Raw genomic sequence first — 22,358 nt, forward strand, 5'->3', positions numbered from 1 at the left:
TATGTCTTAATGAAACTTAATTTCTTAATGGTTTAGAATTCATCCACTTTAAACCTTTTCAAACTTTAAACTCATAATTGCTGCCATTTCCTGTTGCATTTTCAACGCTTCGGCTCTTGCTTTTTCAACAAAATCAGTTCCATTTGAAGCGTAAATAATCGCTCTGGAGGAATTAATCAGTAATCCAACATTGTCGTTCATACCATATTTGCAAACCTCAGCTAAACTTCCGCCTTGTGCGCCCACTCCAGGAACAAGCAAGAAACTGTCAGGAACAATTTTACGGATTTCAGTAAAGTATTCGGCTTTGGTAGCGCCAACAACATACATCAGATTTTCACTGTTTTTCCACGATTTAGACGTTTCTAACACCTGTTTGTACAATTCTTTTCCATCAACGTTTAAAGTCTGAAAATCGAAAGCTCCTTCGTTTGAAGTCAAAGCCAACATAATCGTATGTTTATTTTCGAAAGCTAGAAAAGGCTCTACCGAATCTTTCCCCATATAAGGAGCAACAGTAACACTATCAAAATTCAAATCTTCAAAAAAAGCTTTGGCATACATCGATGACGTGTTTCCAATGTCACCACGTTTTGCATCAGCAATCGTGAAAACATCCGGATAGGTTGAGTTGATGTAATTGATTGTTTTTTGTAACGACATCCACCCTTTTATTCCGTAGGCTTCATAAAAAGCAGTGTTGGGTTTGTAAGCTACGGCTAAATCATGCGTCGCGTCAATTATCGCTTTATTGAATTCGAAAATAGGATCTTCCAATTCTAATAAATGTTGTGGAATTTTATTCAAATCAACATCGAGTCCCACAGTTAGGAATGATTTCTTGATTTTGATTTGATCTATCAATTGTTGTGTAGTCATTTTTTTGCAGTTATGCGGCAAAATTACAAACATAGAATCAATAACAGTTAGAATACGATAATAAAATTCAAAATTATATTAAGAAGTTACAATACAGTATTCTGAAATTTCCGAAATGACAATTGTAAAATTATATTATTTATGAACGAAAATTATCTTCAAAAAAACAATTACTCCCAACTGTTGATACTAAAAGAAATGATTCTGATGCTTTTGAGAAAAACAGAATTGAAAAAGGTTTTGAGATTGTTAAAAAAAACATAATTTTAACGTTTGTTAAACCTTTAAATGTTTTTATTTAAGCTGAAAAATTTTAAAAATAATAATTTTAAAAACTTAATAATCAAAAACATAACCGCCTAATTATTATTCAAATAATTTTGAAAAATTCATCGCTCCATATGTATCTTTAAAAGAATTTCTTTTGTAGATGGTTCAGAAATAAATTTAAAAGAAACGTTTTTATATCTTTACTATTTAACAAAAGTATTATATGAAAGTATATTTAAAGTTTGACTATGCGCAACTGACAAAAAAAATTGTTCAGGAAAAGCTAACTGAATTAGGATTAAAATATAACATTGTCGGATTTGGTGAATTTAATTTTTTAGAAAAAGTACCTTCTTCAAAAATGGATGAAATCACAACAATTTTCAAAGAATACGGCATAGATATAGTTGAAAATCAAAAAAGTGTGTTAGTCCAAAAAATAAAAGATGCCATAGTTGAAATGGTTAATAATGACAAACCATTGAACATAAAAAGCTCCGTGTATATTGCAGACAAATTAAATCTTAATTACGTGTATTTATCTAGTTTATTTTCAGAAGTCACGTATACTTCCATTGAAAATTTTATTATTATTCAAAAAATAGAATTAGCCAAACAACTTATGCTTAATACCTCGATGAATTTAACTGAAATTTCCATTCAATTGAATTATTCCAGCGTAGCACATTTGAGCACACAATTCAAAAATTTAACGGGAATGACTCCTTCATCATTCCAGAAGATTATCCAGAAAAGAAGAGAACAATCTAATAAAAACAACAGTTAAAATACATTTATATGAATACTGATTTTATAAATATTTGCCTAGCAGATGATGACGAAGATGACAGATTGTTTTTCACTGACGCCTTTGACGAATTAAAAATTAATACAAAAGTAAGCACCTTCAAAGATGGTGTTGAATTGATGGATTATCTTAACCATGAAGATTCCGTTTTGCCAAATGTATTGTTCCTAGATTTAAACATGCCAAAAAAGAATGGAGTTGAATGTCTATTGGAAATCAAAAAGAATGAAAAACTGAATGATATTGCAATAGCAATCTATTCTACTTCATCATCGGAAGAACATATTGAAGAAACCTTCATAAATGGAGCGAATATCTATATAAAAAAACCAAGTGATTTCGATAATTTAAAAAAAGTCCTTTCAGAAGTAGTGACCATCAATTGGCAATACCATACCTCTGGCCTTAATAAAGATAATTTTTTAATGAGAATGTAAAATGAAATATATTCAACTTCACAAATCACCGCTTTTTTTAAAAATAATTTTTATTATTTCTGTTGCTGTAATATTTTTTATTGGCGGTATTACTTTCAAGCATATTACGGTTTTAAAAAAATCGTCCAATTATGTAAGTAATAGTCATGAGGTGAATACTGAACTTGAACGCTTAATTTCATTCATAAAAGATGCTGAAACTGGTCAAAGAGGTTATATCCTGACTCGCGACAAACAGTTTCTTGAACCGTACCTAAAATCAAAGGATTTAGTAAAAAAATCTTTTAACCATTTGTCTCAACTCACTAAGAATAGCCGAACACAACAGGAAAATTTAAAAAAACTGTTGTTTTTTATCAATAAAAGACAAAATTACCTTTCCAAAACCTTATACCTCTCAGAGCATAAAAATTATGACGAGAAACAATTAACTGCTAATTTATTGGTAGGTAAACAAGCTATGGATTCTATCAGATATAAGATAGAAGACATGATGACAGCCCAAAAAAATCTACTGAATAACCGACAAATGGAGTATGAATCTACAATGAATTATACGCCCTTACTCATTTATTTAACGCTAATTGTTACACTTATTTTAATCACAATTGCTTTCATCAAAATGAACCGGGATTTAATCGTCCTAAAAACCACCATAAATACCCTTACTGTTGCAATTGAAGCCAGCAAACTTGCAGAAATTGTAGGAGGTTTTGGAAGTTGGCAATACAATCTGGAGACACACGTATATCAATTCTCTGATAACGAATACCGACTATTGGGATGTGAACCCCAGTCCTTCAAAGCAAGTGTCGAAGAGTTTTATAAATTTGTGCATCCTGATGATTTACAATACGTTATTGACAATGCAAATAATATTCCTACCGGATCTGTATTACCGCCTTTTACCTATAGAATTATTCGAAAAGACGGTGAAATAAGATATTTTAGAGCATTAGGTAGAGTTGTTACCGTTGCTTCTGGTGAGAAAACACACATAGGAACTACCAGTGATGTAACCGAAGAGATGTATGCTAAAAATTTTATTGAGGAACGCAATAGAGAATTGGAAAGCAACAATAAAGAACTTACCGCATTCAATTATATTGCCAGTCATGACTTACAGGAACCGCTAAGAAAAATTGAAACTTTTCTTTCCAGATTAGTGAATAAAGATTATGATAATTTATCTAAATCCGGTCAGCAATATGTTTCCAGCATTCAATCTTCTGCAAAAAGAATGCGTCTGCTTATTGAAGATTTATTACAATTCTCCCGAACCAATAAAGCTGAAAAAGTTTTTGAAGAGGCAAATTTGAACTGCTTATTGGACAATGCAAAACAAGAATTAGCTCAAGTAATTGAGGAGAAAAATGGAATCATAGAAAGCAATACCCTACCTACCCTGCGTGTAATTCCTTTCCAAATTCAACAGTTATTTATTAATCTTATCAGCAACTCATTAAAATATAGTAAACAAGATGTCGCGCCAGTTATCAAAATAAATTCTTCCCTAATCAGTGCGCAGGAATCTAATTTTCTTCCTAACAATAACAATGCTAAATATTACAAAATTACTGTCGAGGACAATGGTATAGGCTTTGAACAAGAATATGCTAAAAAGATTTTTATTCTCTTCAACCGACTGCATAACAAAAATGAATACGCCGGAACAGGAATTGGTTTAGCAATTTGTAAAAAAATAGTAGAAAACCACAAAGGATTTATAGTTGCGAATTCTGAACTTAATGAAGGAGCAACCTTTACTATTTATATTTCTGCAGAATAAACGATTATTCCCCGCTTATCAAAAAACAACGCTCTTCATAAGTAGTAAGTCACGCTCCTTATAAACTACTTTTGCAGACCAATTATGGTTCTGCAAATACTATCTCATACCTAAAAATGAGGTATTCATCCCTATAACTATTAGTTTTCAAAATATCGTCCATCATCTTCTACTACACCACTGAACCAACATAAAAACAAGTTGTTTTTCCGGATATTACTTTGTAAAACCCCAAATTCTATAAAGTCATATGTAAATTCTGTAATAATATTCGAAATTGATGTAACATGCAATTTCAATCGCCGTCGCATCTTTGTAAAATAGAAATAAACAATTAAAAATATACAAAGATGAAAAATTTAAAGAGAGTATTAGCCATTGTTTTAGTAACATTAGCGGCTTCAAATGCAGTGCAAGCACAAGAATCTGGCGCAGCGTTAGGAATAAAAGGAGGTTTAAATATGTCTAATTTATACACTGAAGATGTTGATGACAAAAATGTTTTGGCCGGTTTCAATATTGGTTTATTCGCACAACTTCCTTTAACTTCAAGCCTATCATTACAGCCAGAAGTTAGTTACACTACAAAAGGAGCTGAATTACAATACAACAACGCCTTTGCTGAGGGAACTGGAAAATTCAGATTAAACTATATTGAAGTTCCTGTATTGTTGAAAGCAAATCTTACTAAAAATTTCAATGTACAATTTGGACCTTACGCAGCTTTCTTGGTAGACTCAAAAATTACCAATCAATCCGCAGATGGATCTTACAACTTTGAAGAAAATGTGAATGAAGACGATTTAAATAAATTTGATTACGGTGTAGCTGCTGGAGTTGGATTTGATTTTGACAGTTTTGGAATAGGAGCCCGATATAATTATGGATTAAGCACTGTTGGAAAAGAAAGAACAGTTCTGGGACAAACATATACCTTTCCAGATTCAAAAAACAGTGTATTAAGCGTATACGCAGCCATAAAATTTTAATACTAAACAACCCTAAAACAAAAGAATCATGCAAAATATTTTATACTTAGCCGCAGTAATACTAGTAATACTGTGGGCATTAGGGTTCTTCGTATACAGCGCGGGCAGTATCATTCACATCTTATTAATAATCGCAGTTATAGCCATTTTACTCAGAGTGATAAAAGGATAATTTCAATTATAAAAACATTAAATATGAAAAATAACACATTAGCCATCGGACTACTAGGAGGTTTAGCAATAGGAACAGCCTTAGGTATATTATTTGCACCTGCAAAAGGAAGCGAAACAAGAAAAAAAATAGCTGATAAAAGCACTGATTTGAAAGACATTGTAGTAGATTCATCTGGAAAACTAACAAATAAAATTACTCAAACAATCAATGAACTTAAGAGAGAATCACAAAATCTCATAGAAAATACAACAGAGAGTGTTAAAGATGAAATACAAAACTTTGACCATCTTAGAGATATAAACAAGGCAATTGTTTAATCAAAATCCAATAAATCACACTCTTTTAAAGCAGTGTGATTTGTTGGTTTTGTACAATCCATTCCATTAGAAATATACGATAAAAAGCAATTTCAGCGGAAAAAGCATACCACGAAGTCTAAGTGCTATTTCCACATCGCAGAAAAATTGATAGTAGAATACGATACAAGCATTTGAATACCATTTTTCACCTAAAAAAGTAACCTACATCGAAGGATTTGAACACCTAATAGTATGACTAGCTTACAGATTCAAATTATAATAATACCATAATGAAAAATTTAATACCTCTATTGGGATTTTTCTTAATAGCAAACGCATTTACATCCTGCAAAAGTGACGCCGAAAAAAATGTCGAAATAGTAACTGATGATTATGTACGTTTTGTAGATTCAATAACTGATATAACTACATTAGATGCCCGCCAAAATTGGAAAAGCATTGAGAAATCCTTTGAAAAAAAATCAAATGAACTCAATCTAGGAATGGATAATTTAGAGGATAATGAATCGTTCGACGCCAGAATTGATTCCGCTACGGAAAAATATGAAGCGTTCCGAAATTCCATTTTTAGACAAACTGTACAGCCCGATTCAGAGAATCTTTTTGAAGAATAAACACAAATAGGTTGGTTTTTAATTCATGCAAAAAACCCAGCGAAAATAATTTTTCGCTGGGTTTTACTATTGAGATCAAGTTGCTTTTTCTTAGAATACCTCGCTGGCTTCTTTCAGTTTTTCCATGTTGTTGACTAACGCTAGCTCGTCAACAATTTTTTGAATGTCACCATTCATAATATTTCCTAAATCATACAACGTCAAACCTACACGGTGATCTGTTACACGACCTTGTGCGTAATTGTAAGTACGGATTTTTGCAGAACGGTCACCAGAACTTACCTGAGATGTACGTTTTGTAGCATCTTCCGCTTGTTTTTTAGCTAATTCCTGTTCGTACAAACGGGAACGTAAAACACCAAAAGCTTTGTCTTTATTCTTGTGTTGTGATTTCTGATCCTGACATTGCGCCACCAATCCGGTTGGAATGTGCGTCAAACGAACGGCAGATTTAGTTGTATTTACCGATTGTCCACCAGGTCCTGACGAACAAAAGAAATCCACACGCACATCATTCATATCAATCTGTACATCAAATTCTTCCGCTTCCGGCAATACCATAACAGTCGCTGCTGATGTGTGCACACGTCCTTGCGTTTCCGTTTGCGGTACACGTTGCACACGGTGAACACCCGCCTCAAACTTCAAGGTTCCGTAAACATCCTCACCGGTAACTTCAAAAATCACCTCTTTAAATCCACCCGAAGTTCCTTCATTCATATCCACCACAGACGTTCTCCAACCTTGGTTTTCGCAATATTTTGTGTACATACGAAACAAATCCCCTGCAAAAATACTAGCTTCATCCCCACCCGTTCCGGCACGAATTTCCACCATAACATTTTTAGCATCTTCGGGATCTTTAGGAATCAACATAAATTTGATTTCATCCTCCAGTTCCGGTAATCTTTCTTTTGCTTCTTCCAGTTGCATTTTGGCCATTTCGGTCATATCTGCATCACTGTTATCGGCAATTATTTCGTTTGCTTCATCGATATTCGCCATCAAAATAACGTATTCATCGCGCTTTTCAGCCAAAGCTTTTAAACTCTTGTACTCTTGATTCAATTGCACATAACGTTTCTGATCCGAGATTACATCCGGCTGAATAATCAAATCCGAAATCTCGTCGAAACGTTGTTTTACTATTTGAAGTCTATCTAACATATTCTTATTCCTTTTATTGGAGTGCAAAAATACAAAAAAAGTATTCAGTTTGCAAGGCTCGTTTTTGGCGTATTCCTATCCATTTAAAACTTTCTAGACACAAAGCCATCGATAACACAAACACTACAATGATAGAAACTTTTAACAGTAAACTTTTAACTAGTTAAACTCTTTTTAGGAGCTGTTTCCTGCTGTCTTTCTAAATGAAATTCACTGAACTCCAATTAAATTAAGAATGTTGTGAAGTAATCTTTATTGAAAAACTTGCTTCGCGTTTTATCAATAAAGGATTTTCCCTTCCATCAGGGCTAGGCGTTTGGGTTAAAGTAATAGCGTCTACGTTTTTTCGTAAATTTACTAAAGCAAAGGGAGTTCGTTTTGAAAACCATTTTTATCTGTATTTTCGGTATTATTTTTTATATTTGAAAATAAATAAACGCTATTGTTTATCAGTTCAATATGCAAGTTAGTGACAATTTTGCAGAAACGAACCGCAGACAACTCTAAAATAATAATGAAAGAATCAGACAAATTATCTTTATTTTTTAGCAATGAATTTCCTTTTAATAAAGAAGGTTTAGAAGAATTTGTAAATACTTTTACTGTAAAATCATTCAAAAAAGGGGAAATCATTTTAGAAAATGGAAATGTAGAAAATGAACTTCGTTTTTTAGATCAAGGAATAATTCGGGAATACTATGCAACCAATGATAGAGAAAAAAATATCAATTTTTACACTAGTTCAGGTTTTATAACCGACTTTTCTTCGTTTACTCATTCCACTCCAACAAAAAAATTTCAAGAATGTTTGACTGATGTAGATTTGAGGGTTTTATCTAAAGAAAAATTCTTGACTTTTACAGACCAATATAAATGTGGCAAACTATTTATTGAAACTATTTTCCAAAGAATAGTTGTTAATAAGGAAAGTGAAGAGTTCAACCATTTTGTAAATACTGCAGAAGAATTATATCTCGATATTATGAAAAATAAGCCTGATTGGCTATTGCAAATTCCTCAATATCATATTGCTTCTTATTTAGGGATTACGCCTGAAACATTGAGTAGAATTAGAAAAAGAATTTAATTTCTTGATTTCAATCAATGGAATCTATTTTAGCAATGAGCAACTTTGGACTTTCAATTTAAAACATCAAAAAATGAAAATACATCATTTGCGAAATGCTACTATGATAATAGAAACTGGAAATAAAGTTATTTTAGTTGATCCAATGCTTGGAAAAAAAGGAACAGCTGGACCCACTTTTACACTGTTCCGTTTCAAACCACAACGAAATCCAATTGTAGATTTGCCAACCAATGCAATGGATATAGTTGAAAAAACTACACATTGCTTAATAACACATCTGCACCCCGACCATTTAGACAAGGAAGCAGAGCATTTTCTTCGCTCTAAACAAATTCCTGTTATTTGTAGCATAAAAGACGAAGCCACATTAAGGAAAAAAGGATTAAACGTATCACAAACTGTTGAATATTGGAAAGAAAGCCCTTTTTTAGGTGGAAAAATTCAAGGGATTCCAGCAGTACACGGTTACGGATTTGTAGCAAAACCAATGGGAAATGTAATGGGATTTTACTTAGAATTACCTAATGAAAAATCTTTTTATTTAAGTGCTGATACCATTTATACTGATGACGTACACAAAGTTTTGACACAATTGAGACCAGAAATAGCTGTTGTAGCTTGTGGAACGGCTCAATTAGATATTTTTCAGCCTTTATTAATGAGAATGAATGATATTTTAAAATTCGTAAAAAACGCACCAAATAAAGTAATCGCTAATCATTTAGAAGCTGTAAATCATTGTCCAACAACAAGAAAACAATTAGAAGTAGAAGTTTCAAAAATTGGAATTTCTGACAAGGTTTTTATTCCAAATGATGGAGAAAGTATAGTGTATTGATAAAACTATTATCAATCTGCAGAACTAAAAGAAAATAAATATAAAAATCAAAAATGAACTTTCAAATACAAAATAGCAACAGTAACGACGCAGAAGAAATTTTTCGTTTATACAAAATCGCTACCGATTTTCAGAAGACGAGATTTACCCATCATTGGCCAGAATTTGACAGACAACTTATAGAAACTGAAATTTTAGAAAACAGACAATGGAAAATAGTTGCAGATGGTAAAATTGCTTGTGTTTGGGCGACAACTTTTAATGATCCTCAAATTTGGGAGGAACGCAACGAAGACCCAGCTGTTTACATCCACCGCATTGCAACAAATCCTGATTTTCGCGGACAAAATTTAGTGGGTAAAATTGTCGAATGGGCAAAAATTTATGCCAAAGAAAATCAAAAACAATTCATTAGAATGGATACTGTTGGCGATAATTCTGGATTAATTAATCACTACACAAAATGCGGCTTTGAATTTTTAGGTTTATTAAAACTTAAAAATACTGAAGGACTTCCTGCACACTATGACAACGCAACAGTAAGTTTATTTCAAATTGACCTAAACTCAAAATGAGAAAATAACTTCTCAGTTTTTTGTTTATAGTTGTTTATAGTTGTACTCAAGCCTTCTTGACAATTGAAAATATTAAAACACTTTTTAAACACATTGACAATTACGAAAAGACGACGAGACCAAAATAAAAACTGCCCAATCGCTTGAATATCCACAATCGTTAGCGCAGAATTGCAAACTGTGCACACAACAATGGGCAAGTAAAATTGACAAACTGGATGAGATTGCTTCGTTCCTCGCAATGACGTAAGCCTATCGCTAACAAATAAACCAAAAGCAGCAAATAAGTACGACCCCATTAAACAAACCAAACCAATGAAATTACTACTGACCACGTTACTTGTATTGTTCAGCTTTACAACATTCGGGCAATGGAATGGATTTTCAGGTGATTACAATCGTACTTTGGGCAAGGAAGGTGATCATTTAATTGAATACAAATTGACCTTACATCAAGATGGGACATTCGTATTTCATTCGTATTCTAAAATCAAAAACGGATTTCCTCCTGAAGTAAATAAATACGAAAAAGGGAGATGGACTGCGAAAGACAATGTGATTACTTTCTCTTCGAACAAACAAGAAGACTTTGATGAAAAATACACGTTGGATTTTAATAATTCCAAGGCGAGATTTGTAACTAAAAATCCCAGAGATAGAAGTGACCGCATCATTAAGACCAAACTTACTTTCGTTGAATCAGAAATTTTCTGGATGCAACGACTGGATGTCTTTAAAATATAGGTACATATTACCAATCCCCTACTAGCGTTCATTTGCAAAGACTTCCAATTATATTTTTTTTGATCTTTAAATAATTTGCAAAATTTGGTTGCAGCGCTCCATATTTATAAAACTAGAACCCATCTCTATTAATAATACTATTATTTTATTTTTTGTTTAATTATTTGTTAAAAAGATTAAACAACAGTTTTTAATCTGTATATTTGAAATATAAATAATTTTAAACTTAAAACATTGACTATGAAATTAGTAAAAACAATTAGCGCATTTGTATTATTAGGAGTAATAACTACTTCTTGTGGAGAAAAAAAGCAAGCAGAATCTACTGAAATGACTGATTCTACTGCAGTTGCTATGGATACTACAGTTGTAGTGGCGCCATCAACAATTGTTGATGTAGCGGCAGGAAATGCAGATTTCTCAACATTAGTTACTGCAGTAAAAGCAGCAGGATTAGTAGAAACGTTAAGTAGCGAAGGTCCTTTTACGGTTTTTGCACCAAATAACGCAGCATTTGCAAAACTTCCGGCAGGAACTGTTGATGGTTTGTTGAAACCAGAAAGTTTAGACAAATTGAAAGCAGTATTGACGTATCATGTTGTTTCAGGAAAATTTGATGCCGCTACAGTAATTGATGCAATAAATAAAAATAACGGAAAATATACCGTTACAACTGTTCAAGGTGGGACTATTGTTTTGAGCTTGAAAGATGGAAAAGTGATGTTGACTGACGCAAATGGAGGAACTGCAACCGTTGTTCTTGCTGATGTGGCCGCTTCTAACGGAGTGATTCATGCAATTGATACTGTTGTTATGCCTAAATAAGGTTTTACTTTATTAATTCAGGAACCGTTACAATTTTGTATTTGCAACGGTTTTTTTTTATGGATTAAAACCAACAGATAGCAACTGCATTTTTGCAACACTGCCTTTAGCTAATTCCTCAGATTTCATTTGCATCGATTGCCAATTTTAATTTACAGCATCATAGTGTTTACTACGGATTTATTTTAATACTTTTATAAAACCAAACTTCGTTTATTTTTAAAATCCACTAAAATGAATCCCAAAGTTGATGAGTTTATCAGTAGTGCAACAAAATGGCAGCCAGAAATAAAGCAATTACGATTATTGTTACTCGATTGCGGGCTAACCGAAGAATTCAAGTGGCGTATGCCTTGTTACTGTTTTCAGGGAAATAATGTTGTACTTATTGGCAGTTTTAAGGAATTTTGTACACTTAGTTTTTTTAAAGGAATTTTACTCCAAGACAGTAATGGAATTCTTAGTAAACCAGGAGAAAACAGTCAGTCCATGCGTTTTTTTAAATTTACTAATCCGGAAGAAATCACCGAAAATCAATCAATAATCAAAGCTTACATTTATGAAGCCATTGAAATTGAAAAAGCGGGGCTAAAAGTTATTTTTAAAAGTACTACGGAACTTGAACTGGTGGAAGAATTGCAAATTGCTTTTGACAAAAATCCGGATTTAAAAACCGCTTTCAATGCCTTAACACCCGGCCGACAACGCGCGTACAATCTCCATTTTTCCGAGGCTAAACAATCCAAAACCCGCGGAACCCGAATAGAAAAATACACGCAACGTATTCTGAACGGAAAAGGAATCAACGATTGCATTTGTGGAATGTCTAAAAAAATGCCCAGCTGTGACGGTTCACACAAATACATTCGAGAAGAAAACAAATAGCAAGCTACAAAAAGTTTTTGCTTTTGTAATTATGAAAATAAAACGAAATCAATAGCCCTGATGGAAGCGGCATCCCACGCTTTTTCGCGTGGATACAGCGGACAGCAGGACGGTTCGTTATTGAAAATCCGTTCGTTCTGCTCCTAAAAAATAGCACAGCAAAGCCGTTCATAACTCCTACCGATTTCTTTTTAATACCAATTTCTAAATTCCTAATTTGCGCCCTCAAAATAAGTAGTAAAAATGAAGGTCTGTATTGCCGAGAAACCAAGTGTAGCCCGTGAAATCGCATCCGTTTTGGGAGCCAATACCAAGCACGATGGCTATTTTGAAGGCAATGGTTATCAGGTAACGTACACTTTTGGGCATTTATGTACCTTGAAAGAACCGAACGATTACAAACCGCACTGGAAAAGTTGGGACCTCAACAATTTACCGATGCTACCTGAAAAATTTGAGACTAAAGTGGTGGAGAATTCAGGAATCCAAAAGCAATTCAGAATCATAAAAAGCTTGTTTGACAAAGCCGATTTGGTCATCAACTGCGGGGATGCCGGGCAAGAAGGAGAACTCATTCAGCGCTGGGTCATGAACGAAGCACAGTACAAAGGCGAGGTAAAACGCTTGTGGATTTCGTCCCTGACCACCGAAGCCATCAAAGAAGGTTTTGAGAACTTAAAACCATCTGCCAACTACGATAATTTATACTACGCCGGATTTTCCAGAGCCATTGGCGACTGGTTACTCGGTATGAATGCCACGCGATTGTACACTGTAAAACATGGCGGATACAAACAAGTTTTGTCTATTGGAAGGGTGCAAACCCCAACATTGGCGATGGTCGTGGACCGATTCAAAGAAATTGAGAATTTCAAACCGCAACCGTATTGGGAATTACAAACCTTGTATCGAGAGACACTTTTCAGCTATGAAGAAGGACGTTTTTTGAAAAAGGAAGATGGAGAACTTCTCGCCAATAAAGTCAAGGAAAGCGAATTCGAAATTGTTTCTGTCGAAAAAAAGAACGGTAATGAGTTTGCACCAAAACTATTCGATTTAACAGGTCTTCAGGTGTACTGCAATACCAAATTTGGTTTTACGGCAGACGAAACGCTTAAAATTGTACAGACTTTGTACGAACAAAAAGTAGTCACGTACCCCAGAGTCGATACCACATTTTTACCCAATGATATTTATCCAAAAGTTCCAGGGATTCTGAAAAACTTGACGAATTATGCTGCGTTGACGCAACCACTTTTGGAAAAAAAGATAAAAAAATCACCCAAGGTTTTCAACGATAAAAAAGTAACGGATCACCACGCGATTATTCCAACGGGGATTCAAAGTAATTTGCAATACAACCAACAGCAAGTATATGATATTATTACAAAGCGATTTATTGCAGTGTTTTATGACGATTGTTTGGTTGCCAATACTACCGTAGTCGGTAAAGCTGCCGATGTTTTATTCAAAACTACGGGAAAAGAAATCTTGAAAAAGGGATTTCGTGTAGTGTTTGAAGACCCAAACGCCAAAGAAAAAGAAGCCGATATTTTGCCGAGTTTTGTTGTAGGCGAAAAAGGGCCGCATCAACCTTCGTTTTTGGAAAAGGAAACTAAACCACCAAATCAATTTACGGAAGCGACTTTATTGCGTGCCATGGAAACCGCCGGCAAACAAGTCGATGATGAAGATTTACGCGAATTGATGAAAGAAAACGGTATTGGTCGTCCATCCACGCGAGCCAATATTATTGAAACGCTCTTTAGACGCCAATACATTGTAAGAAACAAAAAACAGGTTTTGCCAACACCAACAGGAATTCAACTGATTGATACGATTCAAAATGATTTGGTGAAGTCGGCAGAATTGACCGGCTCTTGGGAAAAACAATTGAAAGATATTGAAAAAGGAACATTTACCGCGGGTTCGTTTATCAAGAACATGAAACACATGGTCGAAACTTTGGTGTACGAAGTACGCAGCGAAACGAGACGCGCCAATATTTCGCATGCAGGAAGTGTTCAACAAGAAGTGGCGAAAGTCGAGAAAAAGAAAGCAGCCGGAATTTTGGCTGAAGCCTGTCCGAAATGTAAAAAAGGAACACTTATCAAAGGGAAATCTTCGTTTGGGTGTTCTGATTATAAAACGGGTTGCACGTTTCTATTGCCTTACACTTTTGCAGAGAAAAAAATATCCGAGAATCAATACTTACGTTTGCTTCAAAAAGGATCTACGGTAAACTTGAAAGACTTTAAAACTAATGCCGGCACTGTGGAAGGTTTACTCCGCTTTGACGAAAATTTCCAACTCATTTTAGAACCTAAGAAAACTTTGGCGAAAGTCATTCCAGACGAATTAACCTGTCCGAAATGCCAGAAAGGAACCGTGCTAAAAGGAAAAACAGCTTATGGTTGCAGCGATTATAAATTGGGTTGTGATTTTAAAGTGACTTTTGATGTAGTTAGAGCGAATTTAAAAGATCAAAAACCCACTAAGGAATTGGTTTATACTATTTTAAAACAAAGTATTTAAGACTGTAGACTAAATTTAATTTTCCGCCATATAAGTCATACAAGAGCTTTAAAGTTAGCTGCTAAACAATCGCTTAAATTTCCTTACAGGACTTATATAGTTAAATTTTTTATAGCGGTTTCATTTTAATTATTTGTTTGAAAAGTATTCAAAATTCTAGTCTTTTTTGAAAATTTAAAACTATAAAAAGAACACTATTTTATTTTTTCATACTTTAGCTTAATCAAAATAAAACTTAATATTTAGACCAATGCTTCAAAAAACAACTCTTATACTGCTTTTGCTTGCCATAGTTTCCTGTAAAGATTCTGATGCAAATGAAAAAGATAAAATTAAAGCTGCCAATTGGCTTTTGGGAAATTGGGAAAACAAAGCCGTTGATGGTACTCTAACCGAATATTGGGAAAAAGTAAACGACAGCACCTTTCAAGCGCAATCCTATTTCATAAAAGAGAAAGATACAGTGCATTTTGAATCTATCGTATTACAACAAAAAGGAGAAAATTTGACCTATACAGCAACCGTAAAGGGACAAAATAATGACAAACCTGTTGCTTTCAAATTGACAACCGCAACCGATAAACAAGTATCGTTTGAGAATTTGAAACATGATTACCCTCAAAAAATCAGTTATACCCAAATTACTTCAGACAGTTTAGTGGCTAAAATTTCGGGAATCCAACAAGGAAAACCAAGTTCCGAACAGTTTTCGATGAAAAAAATAAAATAAAATTTAACATTGCTCTTATAATCAAAACCTTGCTCTAAATAAGCAAGGTTTTTTTATAAATTTTTATGACGACCACCACTCAAAAAAAAAGAGCAAGAAAAAGATGCTGTTAAAACCAACAAATACAAGTATAAAAAGAGAAAAAAGCACTACAGTTTATAAAATGCTTTAGAACATTATTGGAAACTCTCAAGTATACAATACCGTTACCATTAAATTATTGAAAGAGCAAGTGGTGACTAAAAATAATACTCAATATTTAGTGAGGATGAAATAAAAAAAATAAAAACACAACAACGTTTTCTGCATAAATGAATACAAGGAAGGAAATTGAATAATTTAAGGCAATTACATTAAACCTTTCAATTCTTTTTATATCTAAATAATACAAACAAGCAAAAAAAAATTATTTAAAAGCATGAATAATAATTGGTTTTATGCAATTTATTTTTACATTTGCGTTATTTTTATTTATTCTAAATAAGTAAATTAAACAAACACACATCCTCTATTAATAAGAACCTTGATAAAAAATTTATGAAAAAGAATCTTTTCATCTCTTTTGCCTTAGTCGCCACCTTATTTGTTAGTGCGCAGCAAAAAAACACCCTTTTGGAGCAGTCATTCTGGAAAACAACACCAGATGTTAACACCGTAAAAGCAGAAATAGCAAAAGGTAACAGTCCATCAGCATCAACCCCAAATGCTTTTGATGTGACAGTTATGGCAATTAATAATGATGCGCCTACAGCAACAATACAATTCTTACTAGAACAACCCGGGAATGAAGTCAATAAATTGACACACGACAATCGTATTTATTTACACTGGGCCGCAAATAAAGGAAATGTAGCAATTGTAGAATACCTTATCAGCAAAGGCTCAGACCTTAATCTAGAAGACAGCAAAGGAGAAACTCCGCTAACTTTTGCGGCAGTTGGAGGTCAAAGCAATACCGCATTGTATGAGGCTTTTTTTAAAGCTGGAACTGATCCAAAGAAAAAATATAAAGACGGTGTCAACCTATTATTAATGGCGATCGCATCCGATAAAAACCTGGCGCTTTCAAACTATTTCACCACCAAAGGAATGTCAATTAAGGATACTGATAGTTATGGAAATACCGCTTTTGATTACGCTGCAAAATCAGGCAACCTACCATTATTGAAATCCCTGTTAGAAAAAGGAGTAAAAGCTACTGACAATGCATTGCTATTTGCAGCACAAGGTTCCCGTAGAGATGTAACTCCTCTTGAAACCTACAAATACTTAGTCGAAGATTTAAAAATCAAGCCAACTGCTACTAGCAAATCGGGTGAAACGGTGCTCCATTTATTGGCAAGCAAAGCCAACCAAACCGAAATTATTACTTACTTTTTATCCAAAGGAGTCGATGCTAATAAAGCCAATAACGAGGGAAATACGGCATTAATGGCAGCAGCTTCGGCTAGAGATATTGCAGTATTAGAACTGTTATTACCAATAGTAAAAAACAACAATGTTCAAAATCTAAAAGGAGAATCTGCATTAACAATGGCTGTAAAAGCAGGAGTTCCAGAGGCAGTAACAGTACTTTTAAACAAAGGAGCTGATGTAAAAGTATTGGACAAAGATGGAAACAATTTAGGATATTACTTGATTCAATCCTACAGACCATCAGGTCGCGGACCGGAGGCAACGACTCAAGATCCTTTTGAAGCCAAAATAAAATTACTTCAGGATAAAGGTTTAAACTTGGCCACTCCTCAAAAAGATGGGAATACATTATATCATTTCGCTGTAATTAAAAACGATTTGGCTTTATTGAAAAAAATAGCCGCTTTAAACATCGATATCAATGCCAAAAACAAAGATGGTTTAACAGCGTTGCACAAAGCAGCTATGATTTCTAAAGACGATGCTATCTTGAAATACCTTATTTCTATGGGTGCCAAAAAAGAAATTACCACTGATTTTGATGAAAGTGCGTATGCTTTAGCCAAAGAAAACGAGTCGTTGACAACTAACAAAATAGCTCTAGAATTTTTAAAATAACACTATGAAATCGCCGTGATACAAAATCACAAACAATAATAAACAATGGCGCCACCATATTCCTTTAAAAAACAAATATTATCTCATATGAAATCAATACTAAAAATTAGTTTATCTATAGCGTTCTTATTCCTTTTGTCCTTTCAATCGACAGCACAAACCAGTAAATATAAATGCATGCTCCAAATGTCAAACTACATGGGAGAAGGCGCTTATATTGTAGTTTCACTTGTAAACGCTAAAGGCGAATACGTAAAAACATTATACGTAATGGGTGACGATAAAAAATGGTACAAAACCCTTAAAGAATGGCATAAATTCTATTCTAAAAAACCTGAAAATATCAGTGCAAAAACGGGAGCTTCCGTAACCGGTGGAGACCGAAGCATCACCACAATAGAAATTGAAGATGCTAAAATCAACAAAGGATTTAAATTGCGCTTTGAAACTGCAGTAGAAGATCATAAATACCACACCACTGATTTAGAAATTCCACTGACAACCGAAGGAATTGCTGCAAAAACAGAAGGTAAAAACTACATTCGCTACGTAAGATTGAACAAAATATAAAATAAACAGCTATTATTGCTAAAGGGATTTTGGGCGTGACCCTCTCTAAAAAAAGTCGGGTCGGGTCTTCCGTTCCCGCTTTTTTTATAAAGGCAAAAAAGCCTTTATAAATAAGAGCTCCACTTCAACCCCTCACGCAAAAGCAGTTATACAACAAACAAAAATATTTAAACAACATTTTTATCCAGTTTCAACTCCTTCCCCTTCGGGGAGGGTTGGGGTGGTGAAACATATAACTTTACAAATGACTCTTTCTTTTTGGCGTTACTCACACTTGGCTTTGGCACTATTTTCTGCTGCATTTTTAGTATTGGCATCCGTAACTGGTGTCATCCTTGCAGTCGATGCCATACAAGAGAAAGCACCGCCCTACAAAGTAGAGAATTTCGAAAAAATAACCCTTGGTGAAACTTTTCCAATAGTACGCAAAACCTATCCTGAAATAACGGAATTGAGTGTTGACCACAATCAATTTGTAACCCTGCAAGGTATCGACCAGGAAGACAATGATGTCAATGCCTATATTGATGCAAGAACTGGAAAAATACTAGGAACACCAATCAAAAAAAGTGAGTTTATCCAATGGACCACAGCGCTCCATCGCTCTTTATTCCTCAAAGAAACCGGGCGTTTTATTGTGGGCTTTGTTTCCTTTTTGTTGGTATTGATTTCCATTTCGGGTTTTGCTTTGATAATAAACCGTCAAAGGAGTCTTCGCAGTTTGTTTTCTAAAATTGTAAAAGAAAATTTCGCTCAATATTACCATATTTTTTTAGGACGATTATCGCTGATTCCGATTCTGATTATTGCACTTTCGGGAACGTATTTGACATTGGAAAAGTTTAATTTTTTCCTTGAAAAAACAGATTCAGAAGAAAAAACCGAAATGGTTACAACTTCTCCTACTTCAAAAAAAGAGACTACTACTTCTGTTTTTAAAAACACACTTCTTACCGATGTTCAAAAAATTGAATTCCCATTTTCAGATGATCCTGAGGAATATTATATCATTACATTAAAAGACCGAGAAATCGAAGTCAACCAAATTACCGGAGCAATTGTGAGTGAAACTCCTTTTCCACTGCAAACTTTAGCATCAAATTTGAGTCTTGATTTACATACCGGGAGAGCAAGTATTTTATGGGCGATAATTTTAGGAATTGCGAGTTTGAATATTCTATTTTTTATTTACTCGGGTTTTGCCATGACGTTAAAACGAAGAGCGAGTCGTATTAAAAACAAATATAAACCTGAAGAAAGCACCTTCATATTGTTAGTTGGTTCCGAAAATGGAAGCACGCTCCTTTTTGCCAATGCGATTCAAAAACAATTGCTTGCGCACGGAGAAAAAGTCTTCCTTACTGAACTGAATAATTATTCGGTTTATCCAAAAGCAAAACATGTAATAGTATTTACATCAACCCACGGATTAGGCGATGCGCCATCTAATGCAAGCAAATTTATTTCGCTCATCAACAAAACGGAACAACAGCAAAAAATCAATGTTTCGGTGGTAGGATTTGGTTCTCAAGCCTATCCTGATTTTTGCGGTTATGCACAGGAAATTGATGTGTTGTTAGCAAAGCAAAATTGGGCGGAACGTTTTTTAGAATTACAAACCGTAAACGACAAATCCGCAGAAGAATTTGTAGGATGGGTAAAATTATGGAGTGCCAAAACTGGAATTCCACTTTCAGCCACTCCATCACTTTACAATGAAGTTCCGAAAGATTTGGAAAAAATGACAGTACTTGATAAAACTGCAATATCTGATACGGAACATACTTTTTTAATGACCTTACGCACTAACAGAAACACTAGATTTACTTCGGGTGACCTATTGGCTATTTATCCAGCAAACGACAATCAAGAGCGCCTCTACTCCATCGGAAACCATAACGGCAACATACAATTAGTGGTAAAATTACATCCTTCAGGGTTAGGTTCCGGCTATTTATATACTTTAGAACCGGGTTCTTTTTTTAAAGCACGAATTATTAAAAACCAGACTTTTCATTTTCCGAAAAAAGCCTCTAAAGTAGCGCTGATTTCAAATGGCACCGGAATTGCTCCTTTCCTTGGAATGATGGAACAAAACAAGAAAAAAATCGAAATTCATTTGTATTGCGGTTTTCGTAAAGCAACTGAAACTGTTTTAGGATATGAAAAATTTGCTACTGAAATGATTCATAAAAAGCAACTACAAAGTTTTCATTTGGCTTTATCCCGTGAAGAAAACCATAATTATGTGATGGATTTGATTAAACGTGATGCTGATGTTTTCATAGATTTACTAACACAAGGAGGCGTTATAATGATTTGCGGTTCGCTTGCGATGCAAAAAGATGTAGAAGCTATTCTTGATGCACTTTGTCTTGACAAAACTGGGAAAGGAATTGCTGACTATAAAGCTAATGAACAAGTGCTGACGGATTGTTATTAAGTCCTCTCCCCTCCCGACCCCGAAGTGTCGGGACGGGACTATCCAAAGGAGAGGGAGCCGAAACTAGATTGAAAAATTTAGGATTAATCGATTTTCCTGCAAGGTCTTTTTTGACCTTGTAGGTATTTAGATAAAAACGACACCTACAAGGTTTTGGAAACCTTGTAGGATTTAAAATCAAACGCTATGTTAACCAAATACCAAATCATTTTCCTTTTTTTTATTGTCTGCAACTTCACAAGTAGTTCACAAACACTACGAAAAAGAACTACCTTACTTATGGGCGGTCGATTTGACATTTCCATCGTTGACAAAGATTCATTATCGGCAGAACAAAACATAGATGCTGTTATTGAAGAAATTACCCGAATAGAAAATTTAATTTCCGACTGGAAACCGGATTCGCAGGTATCAGAAGTGAACCAAAATGCGGGCATTCGTCCAGTGAAAGTGGATAAAGAAGTTTTTGAATTAACGCAAAGAGCGATTCGGTTTTCTGAGGTGACGAATGGCGGTTTTGATATCAGCTTTGCGGCAATGGATAAAATCTGGAAATTTGACGGCTCCATGACAGCGGTGCCTTCGGCGGAATCCATTAAAAAATCGATTGAAAAAGTGGGCTACAAAAATATAGTCTTGGATAGCGTTCAATCCACTGTTTTTCTGAAACTAAAAGGGATGAAAATTGGTTTTGGCGCTTTAGGAGAAGGATATGCTACCGATAAATGCCGAGATATGATGCTTGCAAAAGGCGTTAAAGCCGGAATTATAAACGGATCTGGCGACATGAGCACTTGGGGGAAACAGCCCAATGGAAAAACTTGGAATATTGGAATTACTAATCCCTTTAATCCTGAAAAACTCGTTGCTGTTGTTCCTATAAATAACGGAGCGGTAACTACTTCTGGCAGCTATGAGAAATTTGTTGTTTTTGATGGCAAACGGTATTCGCATATTATTAATCCGGCAACAGGGTATCCCGCAACAGGCTTGTGTAGCGTGACGGTTTTTGGACCGAATGCTGAAACGGCAAACGGATTGAGTACCTCCTTAATGGTTTTAGGAAAAACAGCTGGACTTCTTTTACTCAATAAATACCCTGATTACAGCTGCATCATGATTACGGATAATGGAAAAGTTGTGAAATCAAAAAATTTTCGAAAAAAGAAATAAAAGGCAAGGTTTCCACACAGAAATTAGATAACATAATACAAAACGTAGCTACCGAATCTATTGGTGACTGAAAAATGATTTTTTATAAAATGCATTCCCGACTCTCTGCCAAGATTTAAATTTAAAAAAAATAGTTCACTTGCAAATCGATTTTTGGTTGCTGCCTCCCTTTATTTTTACCCATCTCTCCTATTAGATTACATCTTCAAATAACCTAATCTCCATACTAGCTTTACGTTTTTATCACTTTATAAGTTTATTAAAAAAGATCACTTCTAATTCTTATAGACATTAACAGAAATTAACAGAACACACCTTTAGCAATTTTCAAGGCTAGGAATAGAAATTATAAAAGCTAAAACGACACTTTATCCTCGAAAAAGGCATTGAAAACTATATTTCTTGAAAAAACGAAGATTTTTATTAAACCATAATAAACTACTAAACAACAACTTATAATTAAATAAA

The 22,358-nt window shown here is 34.3% G+C and carries 21 protein-coding genes; 19 read left to right on the top strand and 2 right to left on the bottom strand.

Annotated features, from left to right (window positions below; genetic code table 11):
* Nucleotides 1-48: 48 nt before the first annotated feature.
* On the bottom strand, nucleotides 49-879 hold the full coding sequence (pyrF, locus tag ACXX80_RS01295; RefSeq protein ID WP_458551680.1) for an orotidine-5'-phosphate decarboxylase: 831 nt from the start codon (nucleotides 877-879) through the stop codon (nucleotides 49-51).
* Between the two features lie 493 nt (nucleotides 880-1,372).
* On the opposite strand from pyrF, the gene ACXX80_RS01300 reads away from it, so the two are divergent.
* From ACXX80_RS01300 to ACXX80_RS01330, 7 genes are all read left to right on the top strand, one after another.
* Nucleotides 1,373-1,936 carry a helix-turn-helix domain-containing protein gene (locus ACXX80_RS01300; RefSeq protein ID WP_458551681.1) on the top strand — a complete coding sequence of 188 codons (564 nt, stop codon included), beginning with the start codon at nucleotides 1,373-1,375 and terminating at the stop codon, nucleotides 1,934-1,936.
* Nucleotides 1,937-1,947: 11 nt separating this feature from the next.
* Complete coding sequence (locus tag ACXX80_RS01305; RefSeq protein ID WP_458551682.1) at nucleotides 1,948-2,394, top strand: response regulator; 447 nt, start codon at nucleotides 1,948-1,950, stop codon at nucleotides 2,392-2,394.
* A 1-nt stretch (nucleotide 2,395) separates the two neighbouring features.
* Nucleotides 2,396-4,183 carry a CHASE3 domain-containing protein gene (locus ACXX80_RS01310; protein WP_458551683.1) on the top strand — a complete coding sequence of 596 codons (1,788 nt, stop codon included), beginning with the start codon at nucleotides 2,396-2,398 and terminating at the stop codon, nucleotides 4,181-4,183.
* Between the two features lie 350 nt (nucleotides 4,184-4,533).
* Entirely contained in the window at nucleotides 4,534-5,172 is a 639-nt protein-coding gene (locus tag ACXX80_RS01315; protein ID WP_458551684.1) for a porin family protein, read from the top strand.
* Between the two features lie 28 nt (nucleotides 5,173-5,200).
* On the top strand, nucleotides 5,201-5,344 hold the full coding sequence (locus ACXX80_RS01320; protein ID WP_458551685.1) for a lmo0937 family membrane protein: 144 nt from the start codon (nucleotides 5,201-5,203) through the stop codon (nucleotides 5,342-5,344).
* Between the two features lie 23 nt (nucleotides 5,345-5,367).
* Entirely contained in the window at nucleotides 5,368-5,664 is a 297-nt protein-coding gene (locus ACXX80_RS01325) for a YtxH domain-containing protein (protein WP_417979421.1), read from the top strand.
* Nucleotides 5,665-5,936: 272 nt separating this feature from the next.
* Nucleotides 5,937-6,281, top strand: coding sequence for a hypothetical protein (locus tag ACXX80_RS01330; RefSeq protein ID WP_458551686.1), 345 nt, complete (start codon nucleotides 5,937-5,939; stop codon nucleotides 6,279-6,281).
* 90 nt (nucleotides 6,282-6,371) lie between these two features.
* Here the strand turns inward: ACXX80_RS01330 and prfA are convergent, their stop codons facing one another.
* A complete protein-coding gene (prfA, locus tag ACXX80_RS01335) occupies nucleotides 6,372-7,448 on the bottom strand; it encodes a peptide chain release factor 1 (RefSeq protein WP_458551687.1) in 1,077 nt (358 codons plus the stop codon).
* Nucleotides 7,449-7,962: 514 nt separating this feature from the next.
* Between prfA and ACXX80_RS01340 the strand changes: the two genes are divergently transcribed.
* The 12 genes from ACXX80_RS01340 to ACXX80_RS01395 all read left to right on the top strand — a co-directional run bounded on the left by ACXX80_RS01340 (nucleotide 7,963) and on the right by ACXX80_RS01395 (nucleotide 21,890).
* Nucleotides 7,963-8,535, top strand: a complete 573-nt coding sequence (locus ACXX80_RS01340; RefSeq protein WP_458551688.1) for a Crp/Fnr family transcriptional regulator — start codon at nucleotides 7,963-7,965, stop codon at nucleotides 8,533-8,535.
* 73 nt (nucleotides 8,536-8,608) lie between these two features.
* Nucleotides 8,609-9,376: an MBL fold metallo-hydrolase gene (locus ACXX80_RS01345; RefSeq protein WP_458551689.1), complete on the top strand. Its 768-nt coding sequence runs from the start codon at nucleotides 8,609-8,611 to the stop codon at nucleotides 9,374-9,376.
* A gap of 53 nt (nucleotides 9,377-9,429) precedes the next feature.
* Nucleotides 9,430-9,951 carry a GNAT family N-acetyltransferase gene (locus ACXX80_RS01350; RefSeq protein WP_458551690.1) on the top strand — a complete coding sequence of 174 codons (522 nt, stop codon included), beginning with the start codon at nucleotides 9,430-9,432 and terminating at the stop codon, nucleotides 9,949-9,951.
* Nucleotides 9,952-10,266: 315 nt separating this feature from the next.
* Complete coding sequence (locus ACXX80_RS01355) at nucleotides 10,267-10,695, top strand: hypothetical protein (RefSeq protein WP_458551691.1); 429 nt, start codon at nucleotides 10,267-10,269, stop codon at nucleotides 10,693-10,695.
* A gap of 240 nt (nucleotides 10,696-10,935) precedes the next feature.
* Nucleotides 10,936-11,520: a fasciclin domain-containing protein gene (locus tag ACXX80_RS01360; protein WP_417950303.1), complete on the top strand. Its 585-nt coding sequence runs from the start codon at nucleotides 10,936-10,938 to the stop codon at nucleotides 11,518-11,520.
* Between the two features lie 234 nt (nucleotides 11,521-11,754).
* Nucleotides 11,755-12,405: a DUF1801 domain-containing protein gene (locus ACXX80_RS01365; RefSeq protein WP_458551692.1), complete on the top strand. Its 651-nt coding sequence runs from the start codon at nucleotides 11,755-11,757 to the stop codon at nucleotides 12,403-12,405.
* A gap of 243 nt (nucleotides 12,406-12,648) precedes the next feature.
* Entirely contained in the window at nucleotides 12,649-14,940 is a 2,292-nt protein-coding gene (locus ACXX80_RS01370) for a DNA topoisomerase 3 (protein ID WP_458551693.1), read from the top strand.
* Between the two features lie 250 nt (nucleotides 14,941-15,190).
* Nucleotides 15,191-15,670 (top strand): DUF6265 family protein, encoded by a 480-nt coding sequence (locus ACXX80_RS01375; protein ID WP_458551694.1) that lies wholly within the window; start codon nucleotides 15,191-15,193, stop codon nucleotides 15,668-15,670.
* Between the two features lie 537 nt (nucleotides 15,671-16,207).
* Nucleotides 16,208-17,704 (top strand): ankyrin repeat domain-containing protein, encoded by a 1,497-nt coding sequence (locus tag ACXX80_RS01380; protein WP_458551695.1) that lies wholly within the window; start codon nucleotides 16,208-16,210, stop codon nucleotides 17,702-17,704.
* Nucleotides 17,705-17,791: 87 nt separating this feature from the next.
* Complete coding sequence (locus tag ACXX80_RS01385; RefSeq protein ID WP_458551696.1) at nucleotides 17,792-18,274, top strand: DUF2271 domain-containing protein; 483 nt, start codon at nucleotides 17,792-17,794, stop codon at nucleotides 18,272-18,274.
* A 244-nt stretch (nucleotides 18,275-18,518) separates the two neighbouring features.
* Nucleotides 18,519-20,717 carry a PepSY domain-containing protein gene (locus ACXX80_RS01390; RefSeq protein ID WP_458551697.1) on the top strand — a complete coding sequence of 733 codons (2,199 nt, stop codon included), beginning with the start codon at nucleotides 18,519-18,521 and terminating at the stop codon, nucleotides 20,715-20,717.
* A 186-nt stretch (nucleotides 20,718-20,903) separates the two neighbouring features.
* A complete protein-coding gene (locus tag ACXX80_RS01395) occupies nucleotides 20,904-21,890 on the top strand; it encodes an FAD:protein FMN transferase (protein ID WP_458551698.1) in 987 nt (328 codons plus the stop codon).
* Nucleotides 21,891-22,358: the final 468 nt, after the last annotated feature.

It is taken from the genome of Flavobacterium sp. GNP002, from assembly GCF_054343795.1.

Coding starts and splice junctions, on each gene's coding strand:
- pyrF (WP_458551680.1), bottom strand. CDS start 879: ATGACTACACAACAATTGATAGATCAAATCAAAATCAAGAAATCATTC.
- ACXX80_RS01300 (WP_458551681.1), top strand. CDS start 1,373: ATGAAAGTATATTTAAAGTTTGACTATGCGCAACTGACAAAAAAAATT.
- ACXX80_RS01305 (WP_458551682.1), top strand. CDS start 1,948: ATGAATACTGATTTTATAAATATTTGCCTAGCAGATGATGACGAAGAT.
- ACXX80_RS01310 (WP_458551683.1), top strand. CDS start 2,396: ATGAAATATATTCAACTTCACAAATCACCGCTTTTTTTAAAAATAATT.
- ACXX80_RS01315 (WP_458551684.1), top strand. CDS start 4,534: ATGAAAAATTTAAAGAGAGTATTAGCCATTGTTTTAGTAACATTAGCG.
- ACXX80_RS01320 (WP_458551685.1), top strand. CDS start 5,201: ATGCAAAATATTTTATACTTAGCCGCAGTAATACTAGTAATACTGTGG.
- ACXX80_RS01325 (WP_417979421.1), top strand. CDS start 5,368: ATGAAAAATAACACATTAGCCATCGGACTACTAGGAGGTTTAGCAATA.
- ACXX80_RS01330 (WP_458551686.1), top strand. CDS start 5,937: ATGAAAAATTTAATACCTCTATTGGGATTTTTCTTAATAGCAAACGCA.
- prfA (WP_458551687.1), bottom strand. CDS start 7,448: ATGTTAGATAGACTTCAAATAGTAAAACAACGTTTCGACGAGATTTCG.
- ACXX80_RS01340 (WP_458551688.1), top strand. CDS start 7,963: ATGAAAGAATCAGACAAATTATCTTTATTTTTTAGCAATGAATTTCCT.
- ACXX80_RS01345 (WP_458551689.1), top strand. CDS start 8,609: ATGAAAATACATCATTTGCGAAATGCTACTATGATAATAGAAACTGGA.
- ACXX80_RS01350 (WP_458551690.1), top strand. CDS start 9,430: ATGAACTTTCAAATACAAAATAGCAACAGTAACGACGCAGAAGAAATT.
- ACXX80_RS01355 (WP_458551691.1), top strand. CDS start 10,267: ATGAAATTACTACTGACCACGTTACTTGTATTGTTCAGCTTTACAACA.
- ACXX80_RS01360 (WP_417950303.1), top strand. CDS start 10,936: ATGAAATTAGTAAAAACAATTAGCGCATTTGTATTATTAGGAGTAATA.
- ACXX80_RS01365 (WP_458551692.1), top strand. CDS start 11,755: ATGAATCCCAAAGTTGATGAGTTTATCAGTAGTGCAACAAAATGGCAG.
- ACXX80_RS01370 (WP_458551693.1), top strand. CDS start 12,649: ATGAAGGTCTGTATTGCCGAGAAACCAAGTGTAGCCCGTGAAATCGCA.
- ACXX80_RS01375 (WP_458551694.1), top strand. CDS start 15,191: ATGCTTCAAAAAACAACTCTTATACTGCTTTTGCTTGCCATAGTTTCC.
- ACXX80_RS01380 (WP_458551695.1), top strand. CDS start 16,208: ATGAAAAAGAATCTTTTCATCTCTTTTGCCTTAGTCGCCACCTTATTT.
- ACXX80_RS01385 (WP_458551696.1), top strand. CDS start 17,792: ATGAAATCAATACTAAAAATTAGTTTATCTATAGCGTTCTTATTCCTT.
- ACXX80_RS01390 (WP_458551697.1), top strand. CDS start 18,519: ATGACTCTTTCTTTTTGGCGTTACTCACACTTGGCTTTGGCACTATTT.
- ACXX80_RS01395 (WP_458551698.1), top strand. CDS start 20,904: ATGTTAACCAAATACCAAATCATTTTCCTTTTTTTTATTGTCTGCAAC.